This is a genomic window from Methylobacterium iners (genome assembly GCF_022179305.1).
Taxonomy (GTDB): Bacteria; Pseudomonadota; Alphaproteobacteria; order Rhizobiales; family Beijerinckiaceae; genus Methylobacterium; species Methylobacterium iners.
Window position 1 is genome coordinate 1 of the sequence record NZ_BPQP01000084.1, and the last position, 16964, is coordinate 16964.

At 71.1% G+C, this 16964-nt stretch carries 20 protein-coding genes; 12 read left to right on the forward strand and 8 right to left on the reverse strand.

What is annotated here, in order from left to right:
* Positions 1-345 precede the first annotated feature (345 nt).
* The 5 genes from MFF55_RS22225 (at position 346) to cysE (ending at position 5392) form a co-directional block, all read left to right on the forward strand.
* Positions 346-1596, forward strand: coding sequence for an alpha/beta hydrolase (locus tag MFF55_RS22225; RefSeq protein ID WP_238246298.1), 1251 nt, complete (start codon positions 346-348; stop codon positions 1594-1596).
* A 20-nt stretch (positions 1597-1616) separates the two neighbouring features.
* On the forward strand, positions 1617-2150 hold the full coding sequence (locus MFF55_RS22230) for a gluconokinase (RefSeq protein ID WP_238246299.1): 534 nt from the start codon (positions 1617-1619) through the stop codon (positions 2148-2150).
* 168 nt (positions 2151-2318) lie between these two features.
* Positions 2319-3185, forward strand: coding sequence for a transglycosylase SLT domain-containing protein (locus tag MFF55_RS22235; RefSeq protein ID WP_238246300.1), 867 nt, complete (start codon positions 2319-2321; stop codon positions 3183-3185).
* Positions 3186-3502: 317 nt separating this feature from the next.
* Positions 3503-4393: a helix-turn-helix transcriptional regulator gene (locus MFF55_RS22240; RefSeq protein WP_238246301.1), complete on the forward strand. Its 891-nt coding sequence runs from the start codon at positions 3503-3505 to the stop codon at positions 4391-4393.
* A gap of 141 nt (positions 4394-4534) precedes the next feature.
* Entirely contained in the window at positions 4535-5392 is an 858-nt protein-coding gene (cysE, locus tag MFF55_RS22245; RefSeq protein WP_238246302.1) for a serine O-acetyltransferase, read from the forward strand.
* Positions 5393-5521: 129 nt separating this feature from the next.
* Here cysE and MFF55_RS22250 read toward each other — a convergent pair whose 3' ends face one another.
* Entirely contained in the window at positions 5522-5695 is a 174-nt protein-coding gene (locus MFF55_RS22250) for a hypothetical protein (protein ID WP_238246303.1), read from the reverse strand.
* Between the two features lie 391 nt (positions 5696-6086).
* Here MFF55_RS22250 and MFF55_RS22255 point away from each other — a divergent pair, with 391 nt between their 5' ends.
* Both MFF55_RS22255 and MFF55_RS22260 read left to right on the forward strand, forming a co-directional pair.
* Positions 6087-6299 carry a DUF3126 family protein gene (locus MFF55_RS22255; RefSeq protein WP_238246304.1) on the forward strand — a complete coding sequence of 71 codons (213 nt, stop codon included), beginning with the start codon at positions 6087-6089 and terminating at the stop codon, positions 6297-6299.
* A gap of 110 nt (positions 6300-6409) precedes the next feature.
* A complete protein-coding gene (locus MFF55_RS22260; RefSeq protein WP_238246305.1) occupies positions 6410-6736 on the forward strand; it encodes a DUF6949 family protein in 327 nt (108 codons plus the stop codon).
* A gap of 9 nt (positions 6737-6745) precedes the next feature.
* On the opposite strand, the gene MFF55_RS22265 is transcribed toward MFF55_RS22260, so the two are convergent.
* The 4 genes from MFF55_RS22265 to MFF55_RS22280 all read right to left on the reverse strand — a co-directional run bounded on the left by MFF55_RS22265 (position 6746) and on the right by MFF55_RS22280 (position 9891).
* Entirely contained in the window at positions 6746-7432 is a 687-nt protein-coding gene (locus tag MFF55_RS22265) for a transglutaminase-like cysteine peptidase (protein WP_238246306.1), read from the reverse strand.
* Between the two features lie 169 nt (positions 7433-7601).
* Entirely contained in the window at positions 7602-8207 is a 606-nt protein-coding gene (locus MFF55_RS22270) for a transglutaminase-like cysteine peptidase (RefSeq protein WP_238246307.1), read from the reverse strand.
* A gap of 374 nt (positions 8208-8581) precedes the next feature.
* The gene (locus tag MFF55_RS22275; protein ID WP_238246308.1) at positions 8582-9208 is read right to left on the reverse strand and encodes a PilZ domain-containing protein; all 627 of its coding nucleotides are present in this window, start codon (positions 9206-9208) and stop codon (positions 8582-8584) included.
* Between the two features lie 74 nt (positions 9209-9282).
* Positions 9283-9891: a PAS domain-containing protein gene (locus MFF55_RS22280; RefSeq protein ID WP_238246309.1), complete on the reverse strand. Its 609-nt coding sequence runs from the start codon at positions 9889-9891 to the stop codon at positions 9283-9285.
* A gap of 229 nt (positions 9892-10120) precedes the next feature.
* Between MFF55_RS22280 and MFF55_RS22285 the strand changes: the two genes are divergently transcribed.
* Positions 10121-10936: a rhomboid family intramembrane serine protease gene (locus MFF55_RS22285; protein ID WP_238246310.1), complete on the forward strand. Its 816-nt coding sequence runs from the start codon at positions 10121-10123 to the stop codon at positions 10934-10936.
* 150 nt (positions 10937-11086) lie between these two features.
* Positions 11087-11518, forward strand: coding sequence for a CBS domain-containing protein (locus MFF55_RS22290; protein ID WP_238246311.1), 432 nt, complete (start codon positions 11087-11089; stop codon positions 11516-11518).
* Between the two features lie 7 nt (positions 11519-11525).
* Here the strand turns inward: MFF55_RS22290 and MFF55_RS22295 are convergent, their stop codons facing one another.
* The 3 genes from MFF55_RS22295 to folE are packed head-to-tail and all read right to left on the reverse strand — an operon-like array spanning position 11526 to position 13727.
* Complete coding sequence (locus MFF55_RS22295) at positions 11526-12551, reverse strand: patatin-like phospholipase family protein (RefSeq protein ID WP_238246312.1); 1026 nt, start codon at positions 12549-12551, stop codon at positions 11526-11528.
* On the reverse strand, positions 12548-12973 hold the full coding sequence (hisI, locus tag MFF55_RS22300; protein WP_238246313.1) for a phosphoribosyl-AMP cyclohydrolase: 426 nt from the start codon (positions 12971-12973) through the stop codon (positions 12548-12550). Before hisI ends, MFF55_RS22295 begins: the two co-directional genes overlap by 4 nt.
* Positions 12974-12983: 10 nt before the next feature.
* The gene (gene folE / locus MFF55_RS22305; protein WP_507763052.1) at positions 12984-13727 is read right to left on the reverse strand and encodes a GTP cyclohydrolase I FolE; all 744 of its coding nucleotides are present in this window, start codon (positions 13725-13727) and stop codon (positions 12984-12986) included.
* 266 nt (positions 13728-13993) lie between these two features.
* Here folE and MFF55_RS22310 point away from each other — a divergent pair, with 266 nt between their 5' ends.
* The 3 genes from MFF55_RS22310 (at position 13994) to thrS (ending at position 16935) form a co-directional block, all read left to right on the forward strand.
* The gene (locus tag MFF55_RS22310) at positions 13994-14437 is read left to right on the forward strand and encodes an iron-sulfur cluster assembly scaffold protein (RefSeq protein ID WP_238246315.1); all 444 of its coding nucleotides are present in this window, start codon (positions 13994-13996) and stop codon (positions 14435-14437) included.
* Positions 14438-14442: 5 nt separating this feature from the next.
* Positions 14443-14763, forward strand: a complete 321-nt coding sequence (gene yidD / locus MFF55_RS22315) for a membrane protein insertion efficiency factor YidD (RefSeq protein ID WP_238246316.1) — start codon at positions 14443-14445, stop codon at positions 14761-14763.
* Between the two features lie 159 nt (positions 14764-14922).
* The gene (gene thrS / locus MFF55_RS22320) at positions 14923-16935 is read left to right on the forward strand and encodes a threonine--tRNA ligase (RefSeq protein ID WP_238246317.1); all 2013 of its coding nucleotides are present in this window, start codon (positions 14923-14925) and stop codon (positions 16933-16935) included.
* The last annotated feature ends 29 nt before the right edge of the window (positions 16936-16964 follow it).

The following is a 16964-nucleotide window of genomic DNA, read 5'->3' on the forward strand; positions in this document are numbered from 1 at the left end:
CAAATACGTCGAACAACCGGACACCGCGAGGGCGGTGCACAGGAGGAGGGGGAGCGCGTGCATCCAGGACAACCTGTCGGTTTCGCCAGCCTGCTGCCTAGACCATAGGCCCCGCCATGTCCGTGGCGGGGGGGTCACAGTCGGACGGGGACCACGCCCGAGGGCGACGCTGTCCCCGCTGCGCACATCGGCGAAACGGGAATCCCGCGGGTCGAGGCGTCCGGTCCGATGTGGTTGCAAGAGGCGCCGCGCATCGCTAACCGCCTTGTTTTGCCGGATTGTTTCCCGGTGGCGTGGATTCCACGGCCGTGGCTTCCCTGTTCCGTTCGGCGGCGTTTCCGACCCATGTCCTCCACGCTGAGCTACACGCCGCCCGCCCTGCCGGAAGCGGTTCCAGGGCCCGTCCGCCGGCGTCACGTCTTCTACGTTCCCGGCTACGATCCGGGGGCGGGCAGCCGCTACCGCATGCTGTTCGTGCGCGAGCTGACCCGCTACGCGAAGCGCTTCGCGGAGCCAAAGCGCCAGATCTCCCGCGCGGTGACGAGCCCCGACGGGCTCGTCCAGAGCTGGAGCGTCGCCGCCCTGCCCGAGACGCAAGGGGCGGAGACCAGCTACGACGTGCTGCTCTGGGACGATCTCGTGGCGCGGGACTTCGCCCGCTGGCGGGTGATCAGCGTCCTCCTCCTCGTCGCCGGCACCCTGCAGACCATCGCCAACGGCCTCATGGTCCGGTTCTACCGGCTCAACTGGAAGTACGGGAACGTCATCCTCTACCCCTTCGTCATGGTCATCCTCCTGTGCCTCGGCGCGAGCCTCGTCGGCGCCCTGGTCCAGGCCGGCCTCGACTCGAGCCTGGGATGGCCGCCCTGGGCCTCGATCCCGGCCGGGATCCTGGCGGGCCTCGGCATGGTCGCGGCGCTCGAGGCGCTGCTGAACCGCGCCTTCTTCTGGCAGCTCCTGAACGACTGGGTCTTCAACTGGCAGCACGGCCAGGGCTGGCGGCCCGATTACGAGGCGCGCCTCGACCGCTTCGCCGACCACATCCTCGCGCGGCTCGCCGGCTTCGCCGCCGAGGGGACCCGGCTCGACGAGATCATGGTGCTCGGCCACTCGACGGGGGCGCTGACCGCCGTCGAGGTGACCGCGCGCGTCCTCGCCCGCGATCCCGACCTCGGCCGCGCCGCTCCGAACCTTTCCCTCCTGACGCTGGGCTCCGGAATGCCGCTGGTCGCCCTTCAGCCCCGGGCGGTCCGGGTGCGCGAGGAGATCAAGCGGCTGGTCGCCTCGCCGCGCCTCGTCTGGGCCGAGTATCAGGCGCCGCAGGACTGGATGAACTTTCCCGGCTTCAATCCCGTCCGTCACCTCGGCCTCGATCTCGAAGGCGCGCCGGTGACGAACCCGCTGCTGCGCTCGGCCAAGTTCCGCGAGGTCATGACCACGGAGACCTACATGAAGGTCCGTCGGCGCCCGTTCCGGATGCACTTCCAGTTCCTGGTCGCCAACGAGGTCCGGGGCGACTACGATTTCTTCGCGATGACGCTCGGGCCGCAGCGCCTGCGCGAGCGGGTCCTGGCCCCGGTCCATCCGACCGCCTGACTCCTTCGCCCGGGAGCCCGATGCCAGCGACCGCACCGCATTCACCGCCCCGCGTGGCCGTCGTGATGGGCGTCTCGGGCTCCGGCAAGAGCACCGTCGCCGCGCTCGTCGCCGAGCGCCTCGGCTGGGTCTTCGCCGACGGCGATGCGTTCCACACGCCCGGCAACATCGCCAGGATGCAGGCGGGCCTTCCGCTCGAGGACGCGGACCGCGCCCCCTGGCTGGCCGCGCTCGCGGCCTGGATCGACGCTCGGCTGCGCGACGGCGAATCCGGCGTGCTGGTCTGCTCCGCCCTGAAGCGGGCCTATCGCGAGGTGCTGACCCGCGGCCGCCCCGCGGTCCGGATCGTCTATCTCGAGGGCGACCGCACCCTCATCGCGGGGCGCCTGGCGGGACGGCAGGGCCACTTCATGCCCGGCGCGCTCCTCGACAGCCAGTTCGCGATCCTCGAACCACCCGGCCCGGCCGAGCGCGCGCTCGTCGTCGGGATCGAGGCGCCGCCCGACACGCTGGCGGACCGCATCGCGGCGAGCCTCTCGGCGTCCGAGCCCTGAGAAGAGGTTTCGCGACCGTTTCCGCGGTCCCCGGCGTGGCTGTGCCATGTGCGCCACAGCACAGCGGGAAACGGCCGCGCTGCCTCCCGACGAACCCGATCGAGCCGCTTTCCGGCCTCATTTCGCCCGGATCGAAGGGACCGGAACAAGCCTTATTCGGGTCCTCGCATGAACCAGCGCTTCCTGCTCCTCGCCGTCGCCGCGGCGATCCTGCCGGCCCCAGTCCTGGCTCAGGGCGCCGCCGCCCGCGACAACATCAACGCGCTGATCGAGGAGCACGCCAAGGCCAACGGCCTGCCCACGCATTTCGTCCACCAGGTCGTGAAGCGCGAGAGCAACTACAACCCGAACGCCAAGGGCGGCTCGGCGCTCGGCCTCATGCAGATCAAGCACGCGACCGCGCGCGGCATGGGCTACAAGGGCGACGCCGCCGGCCTCTACGACGTGCAGACGAACCTGCGCTACGGCATCGCCTACCTCGCCGGGGCCTACCGCACGGCCAAGGGCGATCTCATCCAGGCCTACTCCTATTACAGCCGCGGCTATTACTACGCGGCCAAGCGCCGGGGCGTGACCACCGAGGTCGCCGATTTCGCGCCGGCGCCGGCGGCCGCGGCGACGTCGAGCGCCGCCTTCGGCGGCCTGTTCGGCCTGCGCCCCGCCGTGTCCGACCCGAACGTCACGGCCGCCAACACCGCGCTCGCCTACGCGCCGAGCTCCGTGGCCGATCCGGCCCTCACGCAGCTCGTCGAGGTGCCGCTGCCGCCGCGGCGGCCGACCTCGCTCGGTGGCGAGCCCACCGCCGTCGCGGATGCGGCGACCGCCGCCTCGCCCCAGCCCGCTTCGACCCAGGGTCCTGCCCCGGTGGCCGCCGTCGCGTCGGCGGAGCCCCCGATCCCCGAGGCCGTCGAGGTGCCGCTGCCCCCGCGCCGGCCCTCGGCCGTGCAGCTCGCTGCCTTCGGGCGGCCTGCGGTCGCGAAGCGCGCCACCGCGCCGACCGTGCTCGAAGCCTCCGCGCTCCCGGCGGGCCAGTAGGCGCTGCGATCACGAGGCCCGGCGGGGCCCACGCTCCCGTCGCCGCCCCTCGCCGGCGACGCCCTGCGGGCGGGTGGAGCGGCGCGGCGCCGCAGAGGTCTCCCGCTCAGAACACCGGCACATTATTCGCACTGTTCGTTTCGCACGCGTTTAGGAACAACAGTTCCTGACGCTGCGCGGATCAGGGAAGTCTATCCACAGAAGACGGCATTATCGTTCCGTCATCATTCATCATGAAGACGTAGCCGCTCCGTTCTTATAGGAAGACTGCCGCAGGCACTCGGCCCTGCTGGCCGACAGGGAACACGGACGACGCCATGACCGGCGCGGTGGAACAAGAATCGCTCTTCCTGGCGGAGCTCGGCCGGCGCGTGCGCAACGCCCGGACGCTGCGCGGCCTGTCGCGCAAGGTGCTCTCTCAGACCTCCGGCCTGTCCGAGCGCTACATCGCCCAGCTGGAGAGCGGGCAGGGCAACGTCTCGATCATCCTGCTGCGCCGCGTCGCCAACGCCATGGGCGTGCGCCTCGACGACCTCATCGCGGCCGAGGACACGCCGCCGGACTGGCAGGTGGTGCGCGACCTCCTCGGCGGCGCCTCGCCGGAACAGGTCGCGCTCGCCAAGGGCATCCTCTCGGGCAGCGCCGGGCCGGACGGCGGGGCGCCGCGCCCCCGCGTCGCGGTGGTCGGCCTGCGCGGTGCCGGCAAGTCGACCCTGGGGCGGCGCGTCGCCGACCGCCTCGGCTGGACCTTCGTGGAGCTCAACGCCGAGATCGAGCGCGAGAACGCGCTCTCGGTGAAGGAGATCTTCGCCATCTACGGGCAGGAGGGCTACCGGCGCCTCGAACAGGGGGCCCTGCGGCGCCTGATCGAGCATCCCGGCCCCATCCTGCTCGCCACGAGCGGCGGCATCGTCGCCGAGCCGCTGACCTACGACCTCCTGCTGCAGGCCTTCTTCACGGTCTGGCTGCGGGCGCGGCCCGAGGAGCACATGCAGCGGGTCCGCGACCAGGGCGAGCTCCGGATGACGGGCGACCACGCCTCGGCCATGCAGGAGCTGCGGGCGGTGCTGCTCAGCCGGGAGCCGCTCTATGCCCGGGCGTCGGCCGTGGTCGACACCTCCGACGTGTCCGTCGACGTGATGGTCGATCGGCTCGCCGCGGTGATCGAGGCGCGCTTCGCCACCGCAACGCGCAAACCCGGCGCCTGAGGGCGCCCCTTGATCGACGGGCGGGAAGGCACAAGCTAGGGGACGTGCTGCGGCGCAAGCGGGACCGTTCGGTTTCCGGCGTCGCGATAACCGCGTAGACCGGATCCCCTCGCACGCATCCGGCCTCAGGCGGAGGAGCCCATGTCCGCAAGCCTTTCCCCGGCGCCGTTCCTCAAGGACGACGCGCCCGCCACCCTCGACCCGGTCTGGTCGCGCCTGCGCGCCGAGGCCGAGGCGGTGATCCGCCAGGAGCCGCAGCTCGCCTCCTTCATCGTGGCGACGATCCTCAACCATCCGACGCTGGAGGGCGCCGTCGCCCACCGCGTCGCGGCGCGGCTCGGCCATCCCTCCCTGCCGAGCGAGCTCGTCGCGCACGGGTTCGGCGAGGCGATCGCCGACGATCCCCGCATCGGCCAGGGCTTCCGCGCCGACATCGTCGCGGTGCTGGACCGCGACCCGGCGGCCTCCCGCGCCATCGAGCCGGTGCTCTACTTCAAGGGCTTCCACGCCATCCAGGCGCATCGCCTGGCGCATTGGTACTGGACGCATGAGCGGCGCGACCTCGCGCTCTACTTGCAGAGCCGCTCGTCGGAGGTCTTCCAGACCGACATCCACCCCGCCGCGCGGATCGGCCGGGGCATCTTCCTCGACCATGCCACCGGGCTCGTCGTCGGCTCCACGGCGGTCATCGAGGACGACGTCTCGATGCTGCACGCGGTGACGCTCGGCGGCACCGGCAAGCAGGGCAGCGACCGCCACCCGAAGATCCGCCGCGGCGTGATGATCGGGGCGGGCGCCAAGATCCTGGGCAACATCGAGGTCGGCGCCTGCGCCCGCGTCGCGGCCGGCTCCGTGGTGCTGCGTCCCGTGCCGGCCAACACGACCGTGGTCGGCGTGCCCGCGCGCGTCGTCGGCACCGCCGGCTGCGCCGAGCCCGCCCGCGCGATGGACCAGCTCGTAAGCATGGACGAGTTCATCCACGTCGCCGAAGGGATCTGAACCGGGACTGGGCGGGCCCCGGCGCGTTCGGCCGGACGGCCGACCCCCTCTGCCAGGGCGGTCGTCCGGCCTGATGGAGCGCGGGCCCGCGACCGGGCGATCGTGCTGGGGATCGTTGCCGATCCCGCCTCAATGCGACGCGTAGGCCTCGCCAGTCGAAACCGGCGAGGAGAGGGTGAGCGCATAGGTGTCGATCGTCGAGATCGCACGCGCTTCTGAGACGGGCGGTTTCGTGAGCATCGTGATCACGAACGCCGTGGACGCAAGACCGAACGCTGCTGCAAACGCGGTGACGACGCGCATCTGAGCCTCCATTGGCTGCTTGGCGTCGCGATCACTTCGATGTGGCGACGCGGGGACTGTTGTATGCTCAGGAAATCAGAACCGCAATCCACGAATATTAACCAGACCGCCCGAATATTAGCCGTCGATTTCCAGCCTCGCACGTTTGTATTGCACACATTTGAATGACGCGGAGGCATCGTCAGCGCGGCCTCGGCGCGCCGCAGGGGCGTCCGCGGCCCGCATGCTCACGGCGCGTCGCGTGGGGCGAAAGCCGCCTCGTTCGTCGCGCGTTGGAGCGCCGGTCGTGCTTGCCCCTCCGGGATGGGCGTGGCAAGCGGGGGCCGAACCGGGCCCGAGGCCGCAAGGCACTGGGGCCAGGGATTGTCACCGCAACGCGAGAGGCGAGAGCGTGAACAAGACCGACATCGCGAAAGTGCAGGACTATCTGCGCCGCACCTTCGCCAACACCAACATCCGCCTCGTCCCCCGCCCCAAGAAGGACGATTCGGCGGAGGTCTATATCGGCGAGGAGTTTCTGGGCGTCGTCTCCGTCGACGACGAGGACGGCGACCGGTCCTTCAACTTCGCCATGGCGATCCTCGACATCGATCTCGAGGACTAGGCGGCAAAGCCCTGTGGGCGGGTTTACCCTAACCGCGACTAATCCTTAACACTTCGTAAACCCTGGGGCAGGATGGGCGCCACCCTCGTCAACGGTGAGCGTTACGCGTCATGTCCATCAGCCCGACCGCGATCGAATCGATCCAGGCCCTCTGCGTCGGCCTCGCCCTGGCGGGGCTGTTCGCCAGCGCCTTCGAGTTCCTGACGGAGCGCCGGGCGAGCTTCAGCCTGCTCGACCGGGGCGGCGTGGCGGCGGTGGCGGTCCTGCCGGTGCTCGCCTTCAGCGCCCCCTTCATCATCCTGCGCAACACCGTGCGCGGGCGTCGCTTCGAGCGCCGCCCGATCCCCTTCGTCATGATCGCGACGATGATCGCCTGCGGCTGGAGCCTGCTCTCGGGTCGGGTCGCCCTCGACCTCGCGCACCTGATCGTCGGCTGAGGCGAGGCTTCAGCGGTTGGCGGTGGCCACCGGCGAGGCGCCGCCGTTGAGCGAGACCCAGGCCGGCCCGTCCTGGCCCTCGCGCTTCACGAAGGTGTAGCCGGTCCGCGCCGCGGACAGGATCGCGTTGGTCTTGTTGTCGAGGATGAGATCGCCGCGCGTCGTGCGCACCATCAGCACCGCGTGGCCCTCGCCGATGTCGTCGATGACGACCGTCATGCGCAGGGCCCGGCGCGGAATCCCACGATCGATCAGCATGCGGCGCTTGAGGAGCTGATAATCCTCGCAATCGCCGAAGCCGTCGTCGGGATATTCCCAGCGGTCGATGACCCCCCAATGGGCGACGTCGGTGATCGGCCGGATGCGGGCGTTCACGCGGCGGTTGACGCTGGTCAAGGTCCGCCACAGGGCGGAGTTCAAGGTGATCGCGGCAGGCTCCGCGACGTTGACCGCGCATTCGGCGGGCATCCGGGCGCACATCGCGGTCCAGGCGGCGACGGGCCGCGCGCCGGAGCCCTCCTCGACGGCCGCCGCCTCCGGCAGGGCGACCACGGGGCCGACCTGCGCCGTGGCGCCGCCGATGAACAGGATCGTCCCGACGAGGGCGCAGCGTGCACCGCGGCCCAGACGTTGCAGGAGTGGTTCGCGAGCGGAAGCGAACGACCGATCGACGCTGTCGAGAACCGCGTACCGCATGTGCGCCGCCGTGCCACCCTTATGCAGGTGGCAAAGTTTGCACGGGTTCGGGCGGGGCTCAATCGCTAAGTTAAACCTCCGTTAACTTCCCAGCCGCGAGACGGTTCCATTTTTCTTCGTGATGCATCCGTGCAACCCGGCGGCGATGCTCCCGGGCGCTGCGGGAGGCTCAGCGGTTGGCCGTCGTGGCAGGCGAGGTCACGCCGCCCAGCGAGACCCAGGCCAGGGCCTCCGTCGATTCGCGCTTGATGAAGACGTAGCCGGTGCGGTGCCAGGGCAGGGCCTCGCTCGTCTTGTTGTCGAGGACGAGGTCGCCGCGGTCGGTGATCAGGGTGAGCACGGCGTGGCCCTCGCCCTTCTCGTCGATGACGACGGTCATCCGCATGGCCCGGCGCGGCAGGCCCGCCTCGACGAGGAGCTTGCGCTTGAGGAGCTGGAAGTCCTCGCAATCGCCCGAGCCGTCCTCGGCCAGGTCCCAGCGATCGGCCTGACCCCAATGATCGAGATCCGTGATCGCGCGAACGCCGCGGTTGATCCGCCGGTTGACCGAGACGATCGTGCCCCAGGTGGCGGCGGTCAGCGTGATCCGAGCCGGCTCGTCGCGATCCATCCGGCATTCGGCGGCGTAGGCCTGGCAGAAGGCGCTCCAGGCCGCGAGCGGCCGGGCCTCGCCCACCGCGGCGGCGCCGGGGGAGGCGGCCGGCAGGGCCACGGCGGTCTGTGCGCGGGCGGCGCTCGACGTTCCGAGCCAGGCCGTGGCCAGCATCGCGAGCATGCAAAGCGCCAGTCCTGTCCTCGTGCCCATCGCGATCCCCTCTTCGATGGGGTCACGATGGCGTCACGGCTCCTCTGCCGCGCTGAACCCGATACGCGCAATTTTACGCAATGGCGCCGGGTATCGAGGTCCCGTCGAACAGGCCAAATCCGATGCTCACCGGACCGCTCGAAATGACGGCGGCGCGTTAGGGATCGCGCAACCGAGGCGGGGAGGGCGCCTTCGCAAAGCGCTGCGGCGCTCGAGGGCTCGGCCGAGCTCCGGCAGGCCTGCGGGACATCTCCCCGGGGGTCCGATGACGGATTTCCGATGGATCAGCGTGATGCGCGCGATCCGAGCGGCCTTCCGGGCGCGCGGCCCGGCCGGCGGCGGGACTAGAGCGTCAGCCCTTCGTGGAACCGGTCCGGCGAGATCGGGAGCATGAACTGAACGCCGATGCCGCCCTCGAAGTGGCGCACGACCCGGCCCGGGGTGCGCCCGACCATGATGCTCGCGCCGATCGGCGGCGTCGTCGCGGTGGTCAGGGCGACGCCCGACATCGAGACGTCGATCACCCGGGCAGCGACTTCGCGGCCGCTCTCCAGCCGGAGCGTCACGCCCGGCTGGGACGGCGTCAGGCGCTCGTGGGTCCGGCCCTCGGGCAGGCCGAGGCTGTCGCGGTTGGCGAGCCAGGTGAGCTGCGAGGCGATCTTGTCGCGCTTGCGCAGGGTGGCGCTGAGCTGCACGGCGAGGCCGCCGGGCGTGAAGCGGGCGATCGTCCCCTCGATCCGGCCGACATGCTCGAGGTAGAGCACGATGCGCTCCTCGAGGCTGCCGAGCACGGCACAGGTGAGGCGCACCCCGCCAGGCGACATGTCGACGGTCTGGCAGGGATATTCCCGACGATCCGAGAGCATGTAGCGGCCGAGGAGGGCGACCTTGACGCGCTGGTGCCGGCGCAGCTCGGACGGCCGCGTCGCGCGCAGCGGCTTCGCCTCGATACGTGCGTGGGCTTCCATCATGTCCGTCGAACGTCTCGGCTTGCACCTCGGCCGGCCGACCCTAAGGCACAGTCCGTTACGAAAGCCTCAAGCCCTCAGCCGCGTCCGCCGGGATGGACGACGAGATGCCCCCGGCGCTGCGGAAACGTGTCGTTGGCGGGCTCCGGCAGGTCGCGCAGGATCGCCTCGGCGCCGTCCGGAACCCGGTCGCCGATGGGCCCGAGCACGCGCATGGACACGGTGTCGAGCCGGGTGAGCGGGCGCAGGCCGAGCCAGCCCGGGATGCTCTGGGGGCTCAGCGCGCCGAGGACCCGGACATGGGGCTGGCCGTGGTGCCGCAAGGGCAGCAGCAGCAGTTCGAGGTCGACGCCGTCCCCGAGCGCGTTCTCGCCGCGCAGGCCCGCGACGATGCCGACGGTGTCGAGGGCCACGGTCTCGACGAGGCGCCAGGGATCGGCCGTCGGCTCGCCCCAGATCCCGGAGAAGCCGAAGCCCTTCAGCTCGCGGCCGAACAGGGCGCAGACCCGCGTTCCCGCGAGCCGGACGCTCGCATGGGCGCGGGGCGCGTCGACGGCCAGGATCAGGCTGTCGGCGAGCAGGTTGCGGATCGCGCCGGGCTCGATCTCCCCGCGCTCGGGCGCGGCGCGCTCGCCCCGGAGGCGGTCCCAGTAGGCGTGCAGCAGACGGCTCGTCGGATGCTTCATGGTGTCCCGCTTAGGCACGGCCCCGCTTCGGGGCGGGTCAGAATGGAGTGCCCCTGCGGACGCGCTCGGCGGCGAGGGGCGGATCGCCGTCGGTCCCGCACACCCTATGCCGCCCTCGCGGGACACGCGCCCTTAAGCTTTGGTTAGGGTTAACACGCGTCGCGGGCCGCGCGCATTTGCCGATGGGAAGGGGTTGCCGCGCCGGCCCGCGGCCCGACATGGTGGCCTCATGGATGCCACCCCCGACCTGCCCCGCCAGAGCCGCGTTCCGGTCTTCAACATGCCCGGCGTGGTCACGGCCTCGATCGCCGTGCTCGTCGGACTCCACGCGCTGCGCGAGCTGGTGCTGCCCGATACCTGGGACATCACCCTGCTCATCAACCTCGCCCTGATCCCCGGGCGCTGGAGCGTGGCGCTCGATCCGGCCCGCGCGAGCGACATCCTGGCGGCCGCCGCCTCGGCCAGCGGCGATCCCGACGTGATGGCGGCGCGGCAGGCCTTCGCCCGCTACGTGGTCGCCGAGCCCGCCGCGATGCCGTGGACCTTCGCGAGCTACGCCCTGCTGCACGGCTCGTGGATGCACGTCATCTTCAACACCGTCTGGCTCGCGGCCTTCGGGTCGCCGGTGGCGCGGCGCTGCGGGCCGCTGCGCTACGGCGCCCTGGCGCTCGCCGGTGCGATCGCCGGCGGCGCGCTGCACGTGCTCATCAACCCGTCGAGCACGGCCCCCCTCGTCGGCGCTTCGGCCGGCGTCTCCGCGCTGATGGCCGCGGCCGCCCGCTTCGTGTTCCAGCCCCCGCCCACCGGCCGGGCGAGCGCGCCGCCCTGGCAGCTCCCGCCCCGACAGCCGCTCCAGACGATCCCCGAACTGCTGCGCAACCGCACGGCGGTGGTGTTCCTAGCCGTCTGGCTCGGCACCAACTTCCTGTTCGGGATCATCGCCCTGCCGCTCGGCGCCGAGGCCAGCGCCGTCGCTTGGGACGCGCATCTCGGCGGCTTCGTCGCGGGCTTCCTGCTGCTGCCGCTCATCGACCGGAAGCGATAGATGTTCCCGATCCTTCGGGACCGGCCGGCGCTTGCCATCATCCCGTGACGGTCACACACTGACGCCGTGAGCCGGGACAAACCCGGCCGCATGCCTCGATCCCGCGTTCGGGGGCAGACCGCGCGGGGTCCATCCCAGGGAGGGAGATTCATGACTGTTGCACGCATCCTCGCCGAGAAGGGCCGCTCCGTCGTCACCATCGAGCCGGGCCGCAGCCTCGACGAGGCCGTCCACCTGCTCGCGGAGAAGAGCATCGGCGCGGTCGTGGTGAGCGACGGATCGGGCGCCGTCCTCGGCATCCTGTCCGAGCGCGACATCATGCGGGCGCTGGCCCACAAGGGAGCCGCGGCGCTGGACGCGCCGGTGAGCGCCCACATGACGACCGCCGTGACCTCCTGCGAGCGCAGCGCCAGCGTCGAGGAGGTGATGCATCTCATGACCGACGGCCGCTTCCGGCACGTGCCCGTGATCGAGGACGGCCGGCTCGCCGGGCTCGTCTCCATCGGCGACGTCGTCAAGCGCCGCATCGCCGCCGTCGAGGCGGAGCACCAGGCCATGCGCGACTACATCACCATGGCCTGAGGGCGCCTCAGACGCGGGCGGCCGCCGAGGCCAGCGTGGCGCGGATCTCGGGCAGCGCGGCCCTGGCCGCCTGCCGACCGAGCGCGATCGCCTCCTCGGCACGGTGGAACTCGAACAGGCCCATCCCCGCGAGTTGGGGCGCCACGGTCAGGTCCGGCGGGTCGCTCGCCAGGCGCGCGCGCGAGATCCGGTCCTGCGTGATGTTGAAGGCGTCGAGCATGACGCGGGCAAGGCCCGGCGCGGCGTGGGCCGGGCGTCGCCGGCGGGCGCCCCGTGCGTTGCGCAGCAGCGGCCAGCGCCGCCGCACCGCAACGGCCTCGGCGGGCGCCTCGGCGACGAGCTCGCCCTGCGGCTCGATCACGGTGCCCCGCACCCGGGGATCGCAGTTGAGGTTGACGCAGATCACGAGGTCGGCGCCGAGCGAGCGCGCCAGCCCGACGGGGACCGGATTGACCAGGGTGCCGTCCATGAGGAGGCGCGAATCGAGCCGAACCGGCGGGAAGACGCCCGGCAGCGCGTAGGAGGCCCGCACGGCCTCGACCAGGGGGCCGCGGGTCAGCCAGACCTCGTGACCGGTGCCGAGCTCGGTGGCGACGCTGCCGAAGCGTAGGGGAAGGCCGTCGATCCGCCTGTCCGCGAGGTCGTTCTCGAGCCGCTGCCGCAGGCGGTCCCCGGCGATGAGGCCGGAACCGAGCCGCACGTCGAGGAGGCCGAGCACCCGACGCCGGGTCAGCGACAGCGCGAAATCCTTGAGCGCGTCGAGCTTGCCCGCCGCGTAGCAGCCGCCGACCACGGCGCCGATGGAGCAGCCGGCCACCACCTCGGCGTAGATGCCGGCCTCCTCCAGGACCTCGATCACGCCGATATGCGACCAGCCCCGGGCGGAGCCGCCGCCCAAGGCGAGGCCGATCCGGGGCCCGCGCGGGCGCGGGGCCTCGACCGGCTCCACGGCCCCGTCGGGAAAGCTCCGGCGCTCGGAGAAGCTTCGGGGGTCGGTGGCGGGGCCGCGGGCGGGGGACCCGTCCCAGCTCATGAGGCGGCGTGCCGCAAGCGTGCGCGTCCGCTCGCGGGCTCGAAGGCCACGACCCGGTAGAAGCAGTCGCGCCGGCCGGTGTGGCAGCAGCCGCCATCGCCGCCGACCCGGACCCTGAGGAGCAGGGCGTCCTGGTCGCAATCGGCCCGGATCTCGACGATCCGCTGGATCTGCCCGCTCGTCGCGCCCTTGTGCCAGAGCTCGCCGCGCGAGCGCGACCAGTACCAGGCCTCGCCGGTCTCGAGGGTGCGGGCCAGGGCCTGCGCGTTCATGTGGGCGAGCATCAGCACGCGCCCGTCGCCCGCATCGACGGCGATGCAGGCGATCAGCCCGTTCGCGTCGAAGCGCGGCGTGAAGGCCTCGCCTTCCTCGGTCTCGGCGCGCGAGCCCGGCGCCTCGAAGGGTGCGGTCGCCGCGGGCATGGTGACGGGATCAGTTCTTGTTGCGCACGAGGGTCAGGAAGCGGACCTGCTCGTTGGCGTCGTCCTTGAACACGCCCCGGAACTGCGTGGTGATCGTCGAGACGCCGCCCTTCTGCACGCCGCGCATGGCCATGCAGAGATGCTCGGCCTCCACCATCACGGCGCAGCCGCGCGGCTTCAGGATGCTCTCGATCACGTCGGCGATCTGGGCCGTCATGGTCTCCTGCGTCTGCAGGCGGCGGGCGAAGGTGTCGACGACCCGAGCGAGCTTCGACAGGCCGACCACGCCCTTGGTCGGGTAGTAGGCGACGTGGGCGAGACCCATGAAGGGCACCATGTGGTGCTCGCAATGAGAGTAGAAGGGGATGTCGCGCACGAGCACGATGTCCGAGTAGCCCTCGACCTCCTCGAAGACCCGCTCGAGCAGCGCCTCGGCGTCCTGGCGATAGCCGGAGAAGATCTGCTCGTAGGCCTTGGCCACGCGGGCCGGGGTGTCGATCAGGCCCTCGCGGGTCGGGTCGTCGCCGGCCCAGCGCAGGAGCACGCGCACGGCGGCCTCGGCCTCCTCGCGGCTCGGGCGGCCCAACGCGATCCCGTCGGGGACGCGCTGGGCCGAATCGGGCAGGGGCGCGATCTCGGGCGTGGCCTCGGCCGCGACCGGCGCGTTGTCGTTGCGCATGGCGGCAAGGCCGTCGCGGGCCGCGTCGTCTCCCTCGCTCAAGCGGTACGACAGGGATTTGAGCGCGGCATCCATGGCATCTCCCGCCCGCGCGACCCGGGCCTTCATCGTGCTGCTGTCGGGCTTGGCGTACATCGTCGAACCATCTCGGCCGAGGCATCGGCCTTGCGCCCGGACGGTGCGGTCGTCCGTGGCCGTGGGCGCGACCCGGGTCGACGAGCCGCCTCCTCGCGAAACGGTGCGTTCGCGCCTATATCGTCGTTCTCGCCGCGTAGCGCAATGCAGCGGACGCGCAACAGGCCCCTCATGGGGTCAAGCGGCCACCGGCAGGACGCGACCTCATGCTCGACGACATCTACAACCGCCGCATCCTCGAACTCGCCGCCGACATCCCCCGGCTCGGACGGCTCGACGCGCCGGATGCCAGCGCCACCGCCCATTCGAAGCTGTGCGGCTCCACCGTGACGGTGGATCTCCGCGTCGACGGCGCAGGGCAAGTCACCGATTTCGCGCACGACGTGAAGGCCTGCGCGCTGGGGCAGGCCTCCTCCTCCCTGATGGCGCGCCACGTCGTCGGCAGCCGCGCCGCCGAGCTGCGCGAGGTCCGCGAGACGATGCGCCGGATGCTCAAGGAGAACGGGCCGGTGCCGGACGGCAAGTGGGCGGACCTCGCCGTGCTGGAACCGGTGCGCGACTTCAAGGCCCGCCACGCCTCGACGCTCCTCACCTTCGACGCCGTGGTCGACGCGCTCGACCGGGCCGGGGCGAAGGCGGACGCGGCCTGAATGCCATGATCCGGCGCGCCGCCCACGTCGCGATCCGGGGCTACCAGCTCACCCTGTCGAGCCTCGTCGGTCGCCAGTGCCGACACTGGCCCAGCTGCTCCGCCTACACCGACGAGGCGATCCAGCGGCACGGGCTCTGGGCGGGCGGCTGGATCGGCCTGGCCCGGATCTGCCGCTGCGGGCCCTGGGGCACCCACGGGATCGACCTCGTGCCGGAGCGCGTGCCGGAGCGCGGCGCCTGGCACAGGCCCTGGTCCTACGGGCGCTGGCGCGGGGTCGAGGCGCCGGCCTCACCGTTCGTGTGCGAGGAAATCAGCAAGTCCTGACAGCGATCGGCGACCGCCGGTCAGTCAGGCGCCGCCCTCGCTCGCCTCCCAGATTCCTTCCTGAGCAAAATCGGTCTAAACGGCGCCTCCGCGCCAGTGAGCGCATCACCGACACCCGCTTACCTGCCTCGTATGCAGGAGTGAGCCAGGAGAATCGACATGCCCATCCTGACCTTCCCCGACGGCAACACGCGCGCCTATGACGACGCGGTGACCGGGCGCGCCGTCGTCGAGGGCATCGCCAAGTCGCTGGCCAAGCGCACCGTCGCCATGGCGCTCGACGGCGCCGTCAACGACCTCGACGATCCGATCGCGCGCGATGCGACCGTCGAGTTCCTCGGGCGCGACGATCCCCGCGCCCTGGAGCTCATCCGCCACGATTGCGCGCACGTGCTGGCGGAAGCCGTGCAGGCGCTGTGGCCGGAGACGCAGGTCACGATCGGCCCCGTGGTCGAGAACGGATTCTACTACGATTTCGCGCGGCCCGAGCCGTTCACGCCCGACGACTTCCCGGCGATCGAGGCGAAGATGCGCGAGATCATTTCGCGCGACGCGCCCTTCACCAAGGAGGTCTGGAAGCGCGAGGACGTCCGATCGCTCTTCGCGGAGAAGGGCGAGGCCTACAAGGTCGAGCTCGTGGACGCGATCCCGCCCGGCGAGGACCTGAAGATCTACCGCCAGGGCGAGTGGTTCGACCTCTGCCGCGGCCCGCACATGACCTCGACAGGCAAGGTCGGCGGAGCCTTCAAGCTGATGAAGGTCGCGGGCGCCTATTGGCGGGGCGACTCGAACAACCCGATGCTCACCCGCATCTACGGCACCGCCTGGGCCAACCAGGCCGACCTCGACGCCTACCTCCACCGCCTGGAGGAGGCCGAGCGCCGCGACCACCGGCGCTTAGGCAGGGAGATGGACCTCTTCCACTTCCAGGAGGAGGGCCCCGGCGTCGTGTTCTGGCACGCCAAGGGCTGGACCGTGTTCCAGGAGCTGATCGCCTACATGCGCCGGCGCCTGAAGGGCGACTACGCCGAGGTGAACGCGCCGCAGATCCTGGACAAGGCCCTCTGGGAGACCTCGGGGCACTGGGACTGGTACCGCGAGAACATGTTCGTGACGAAGACCGAGGACGAGCGCGTCTTCGCGATCAAGCCCATGAACTGCCCCGGTCACGTCCAGATCTTCAAGCACGGCTTGAAATCCTACCGCGACCTGCCGCTGCGCATGGCCGAGTTCGGCGCGGTCTCGCGCTACGAGCCGTCCGGCGCGCTCCACGGCCTGATGCGGGTGCGCGCCTTCACGCAGGACGACGCGCACGTCTTCTGCACGGAGGAACAGCTCGCGGCCGAGTGCCTGAAGATCAACGATCTCATCCTCTCGACCTACGCCGATTTCGGCTTCGATGAGATCGTCGTGAAGCTCTCGACGCGGCCCGAGAAGCGGGTCGGCTCGGACGCGCTCTGGGACCACGCCGAGGAGGTGATGACGCGGGTGCTCAGCCAGATCGAGGAGGGGTCCGGCGGGCGCATCCGCACGGCGATCAATCCGGGGGAGGGCGCGTTCTACGGGCCGAAATTCGAGTACGTCCTGCGCGACGCCATCGGCCGCGACTGGCAATGCGGCACGACGCAGGTCGACTTCAACCTGCCCGAGCGCTTCGGCGCGTTCTACGTCGACGCCGACAGCGGCAAGAAGGCGCCCGTCATGGTCCACCGCGCCATCTGCGGCTCGATGGAGCGGTTCACCGGCATCCTGATCGAGCATTTCGCCGGCCACTTCCCGCTCTGGCTCGCGCCCGTGCAGGTCGTCGTGGCGACGATCACCAGCGACGCCGACGCCTACGCCCGCGAGGTCGTCGCGCTCGCCGATCGTGCGGGCCTGCGGGTCGAGGCGGACCTGCGCAACGAGAAGATCAACTACAAGGTCCGCGAGCACTCGCTGGCCAAGGTGCCGGTCATGCTCGTCGTCGGCCGCCGGGAGGGCGAGGAGCGCACCGTCTCGATCCGACGCATGGGCAGCCAGCAGACCCGCAGCGCAGGGCTGGACGCGGCGCTGGCCGAGCTCGTGGCCGAGGCGATGTCGCCGGATCGCCGTCGGTCGGATGCTGTGACGCAGACGAGGCCGACTGAGGCAGGGACTCTGGACGGGCAGAACGCGGTCACTGCGGTGCCTTGAGGCAGCCGTGGGACCAGATCAGGTCTCAG

What these genes read in the sequence shown, in the direction of transcription:
- MFF55_RS22225 (WP_238246298.1), top strand. Translation starts at nt 346, where the DNA reads ATGTCCTCCACGCTGAGCTACACGCCGCCCGCCCTGCCGGAAGCGGTT.
- MFF55_RS22230 (WP_238246299.1), top strand. Translation starts at nt 1,617, where the DNA reads ATGCCAGCGACCGCACCGCATTCACCGCCCCGCGTGGCCGTCGTGATG.
- MFF55_RS22235 (WP_238246300.1), top strand. Translation starts at nt 2,319, where the DNA reads ATGAACCAGCGCTTCCTGCTCCTCGCCGTCGCCGCGGCGATCCTGCCG.
- MFF55_RS22240 (WP_238246301.1), top strand. Translation starts at nt 3,503, where the DNA reads ATGACCGGCGCGGTGGAACAAGAATCGCTCTTCCTGGCGGAGCTCGGC.
- cysE (WP_238246302.1), top strand. Translation starts at nt 4,535, where the DNA reads ATGTCCGCAAGCCTTTCCCCGGCGCCGTTCCTCAAGGACGACGCGCCC.
- MFF55_RS22250 (WP_238246303.1), bottom strand. Translation starts at nt 5,695, where the DNA reads ATGCGCGTCGTCACCGCGTTTGCAGCAGCGTTCGGTCTTGCGTCCACG.
- MFF55_RS22260 (WP_238246305.1), top strand. Translation starts at nt 6,410, where the DNA reads ATGTCCATCAGCCCGACCGCGATCGAATCGATCCAGGCCCTCTGCGTC.
- MFF55_RS22265 (WP_238246306.1), bottom strand. Translation starts at nt 7,432, where the DNA reads ATGCGGTACGCGGTTCTCGACAGCGTCGATCGGTCGTTCGCTTCCGCT.
- MFF55_RS22270 (WP_238246307.1), bottom strand. Translation starts at nt 8,207, where the DNA reads ATGCTCGCGATGCTGGCCACGGCCTGGCTCGGAACGTCGAGCGCCGCC.
- MFF55_RS22275 (WP_238246308.1), bottom strand. Translation starts at nt 9,208, where the DNA reads ATGATGGAAGCCCACGCACGTATCGAGGCGAAGCCGCTGCGCGCGACG.
- MFF55_RS22280 (WP_238246309.1), bottom strand. Translation starts at nt 9,891, where the DNA reads ATGAAGCATCCGACGAGCCGTCTGCTGCACGCCTACTGGGACCGCCTC.
- MFF55_RS22285 (WP_238246310.1), top strand. Translation starts at nt 10,121, where the DNA reads ATGGATGCCACCCCCGACCTGCCCCGCCAGAGCCGCGTTCCGGTCTTC.
- MFF55_RS22290 (WP_238246311.1), top strand. Translation starts at nt 11,087, where the DNA reads ATGACTGTTGCACGCATCCTCGCCGAGAAGGGCCGCTCCGTCGTCACC.
- MFF55_RS22295 (WP_238246312.1), bottom strand. Translation starts at nt 12,551, where the DNA reads ATGAGCTGGGACGGGTCCCCCGCCCGCGGCCCCGCCACCGACCCCCGA.
- hisI (WP_238246313.1), bottom strand. Translation starts at nt 12,973, where the DNA reads ATGCCCGCGGCGACCGCACCCTTCGAGGCGCCGGGCTCGCGCGCCGAG.
- folE (WP_507763052.1), bottom strand. Translation starts at nt 13,727, where the DNA reads ATGGATGCCGCGCTCAAATCCCTGTCGTACCGCTTGAGCGAGGGAGAC.
- MFF55_RS22310 (WP_238246315.1), top strand. Translation starts at nt 13,994, where the DNA reads ATGCTCGACGACATCTACAACCGCCGCATCCTCGAACTCGCCGCCGAC.
- yidD (WP_238246316.1), top strand. Translation starts at nt 14,443, where the DNA reads ATGATCCGGCGCGCCGCCCACGTCGCGATCCGGGGCTACCAGCTCACC.
- thrS (WP_238246317.1), top strand. Translation starts at nt 14,923, where the DNA reads ATGCCCATCCTGACCTTCCCCGACGGCAACACGCGCGCCTATGACGAC.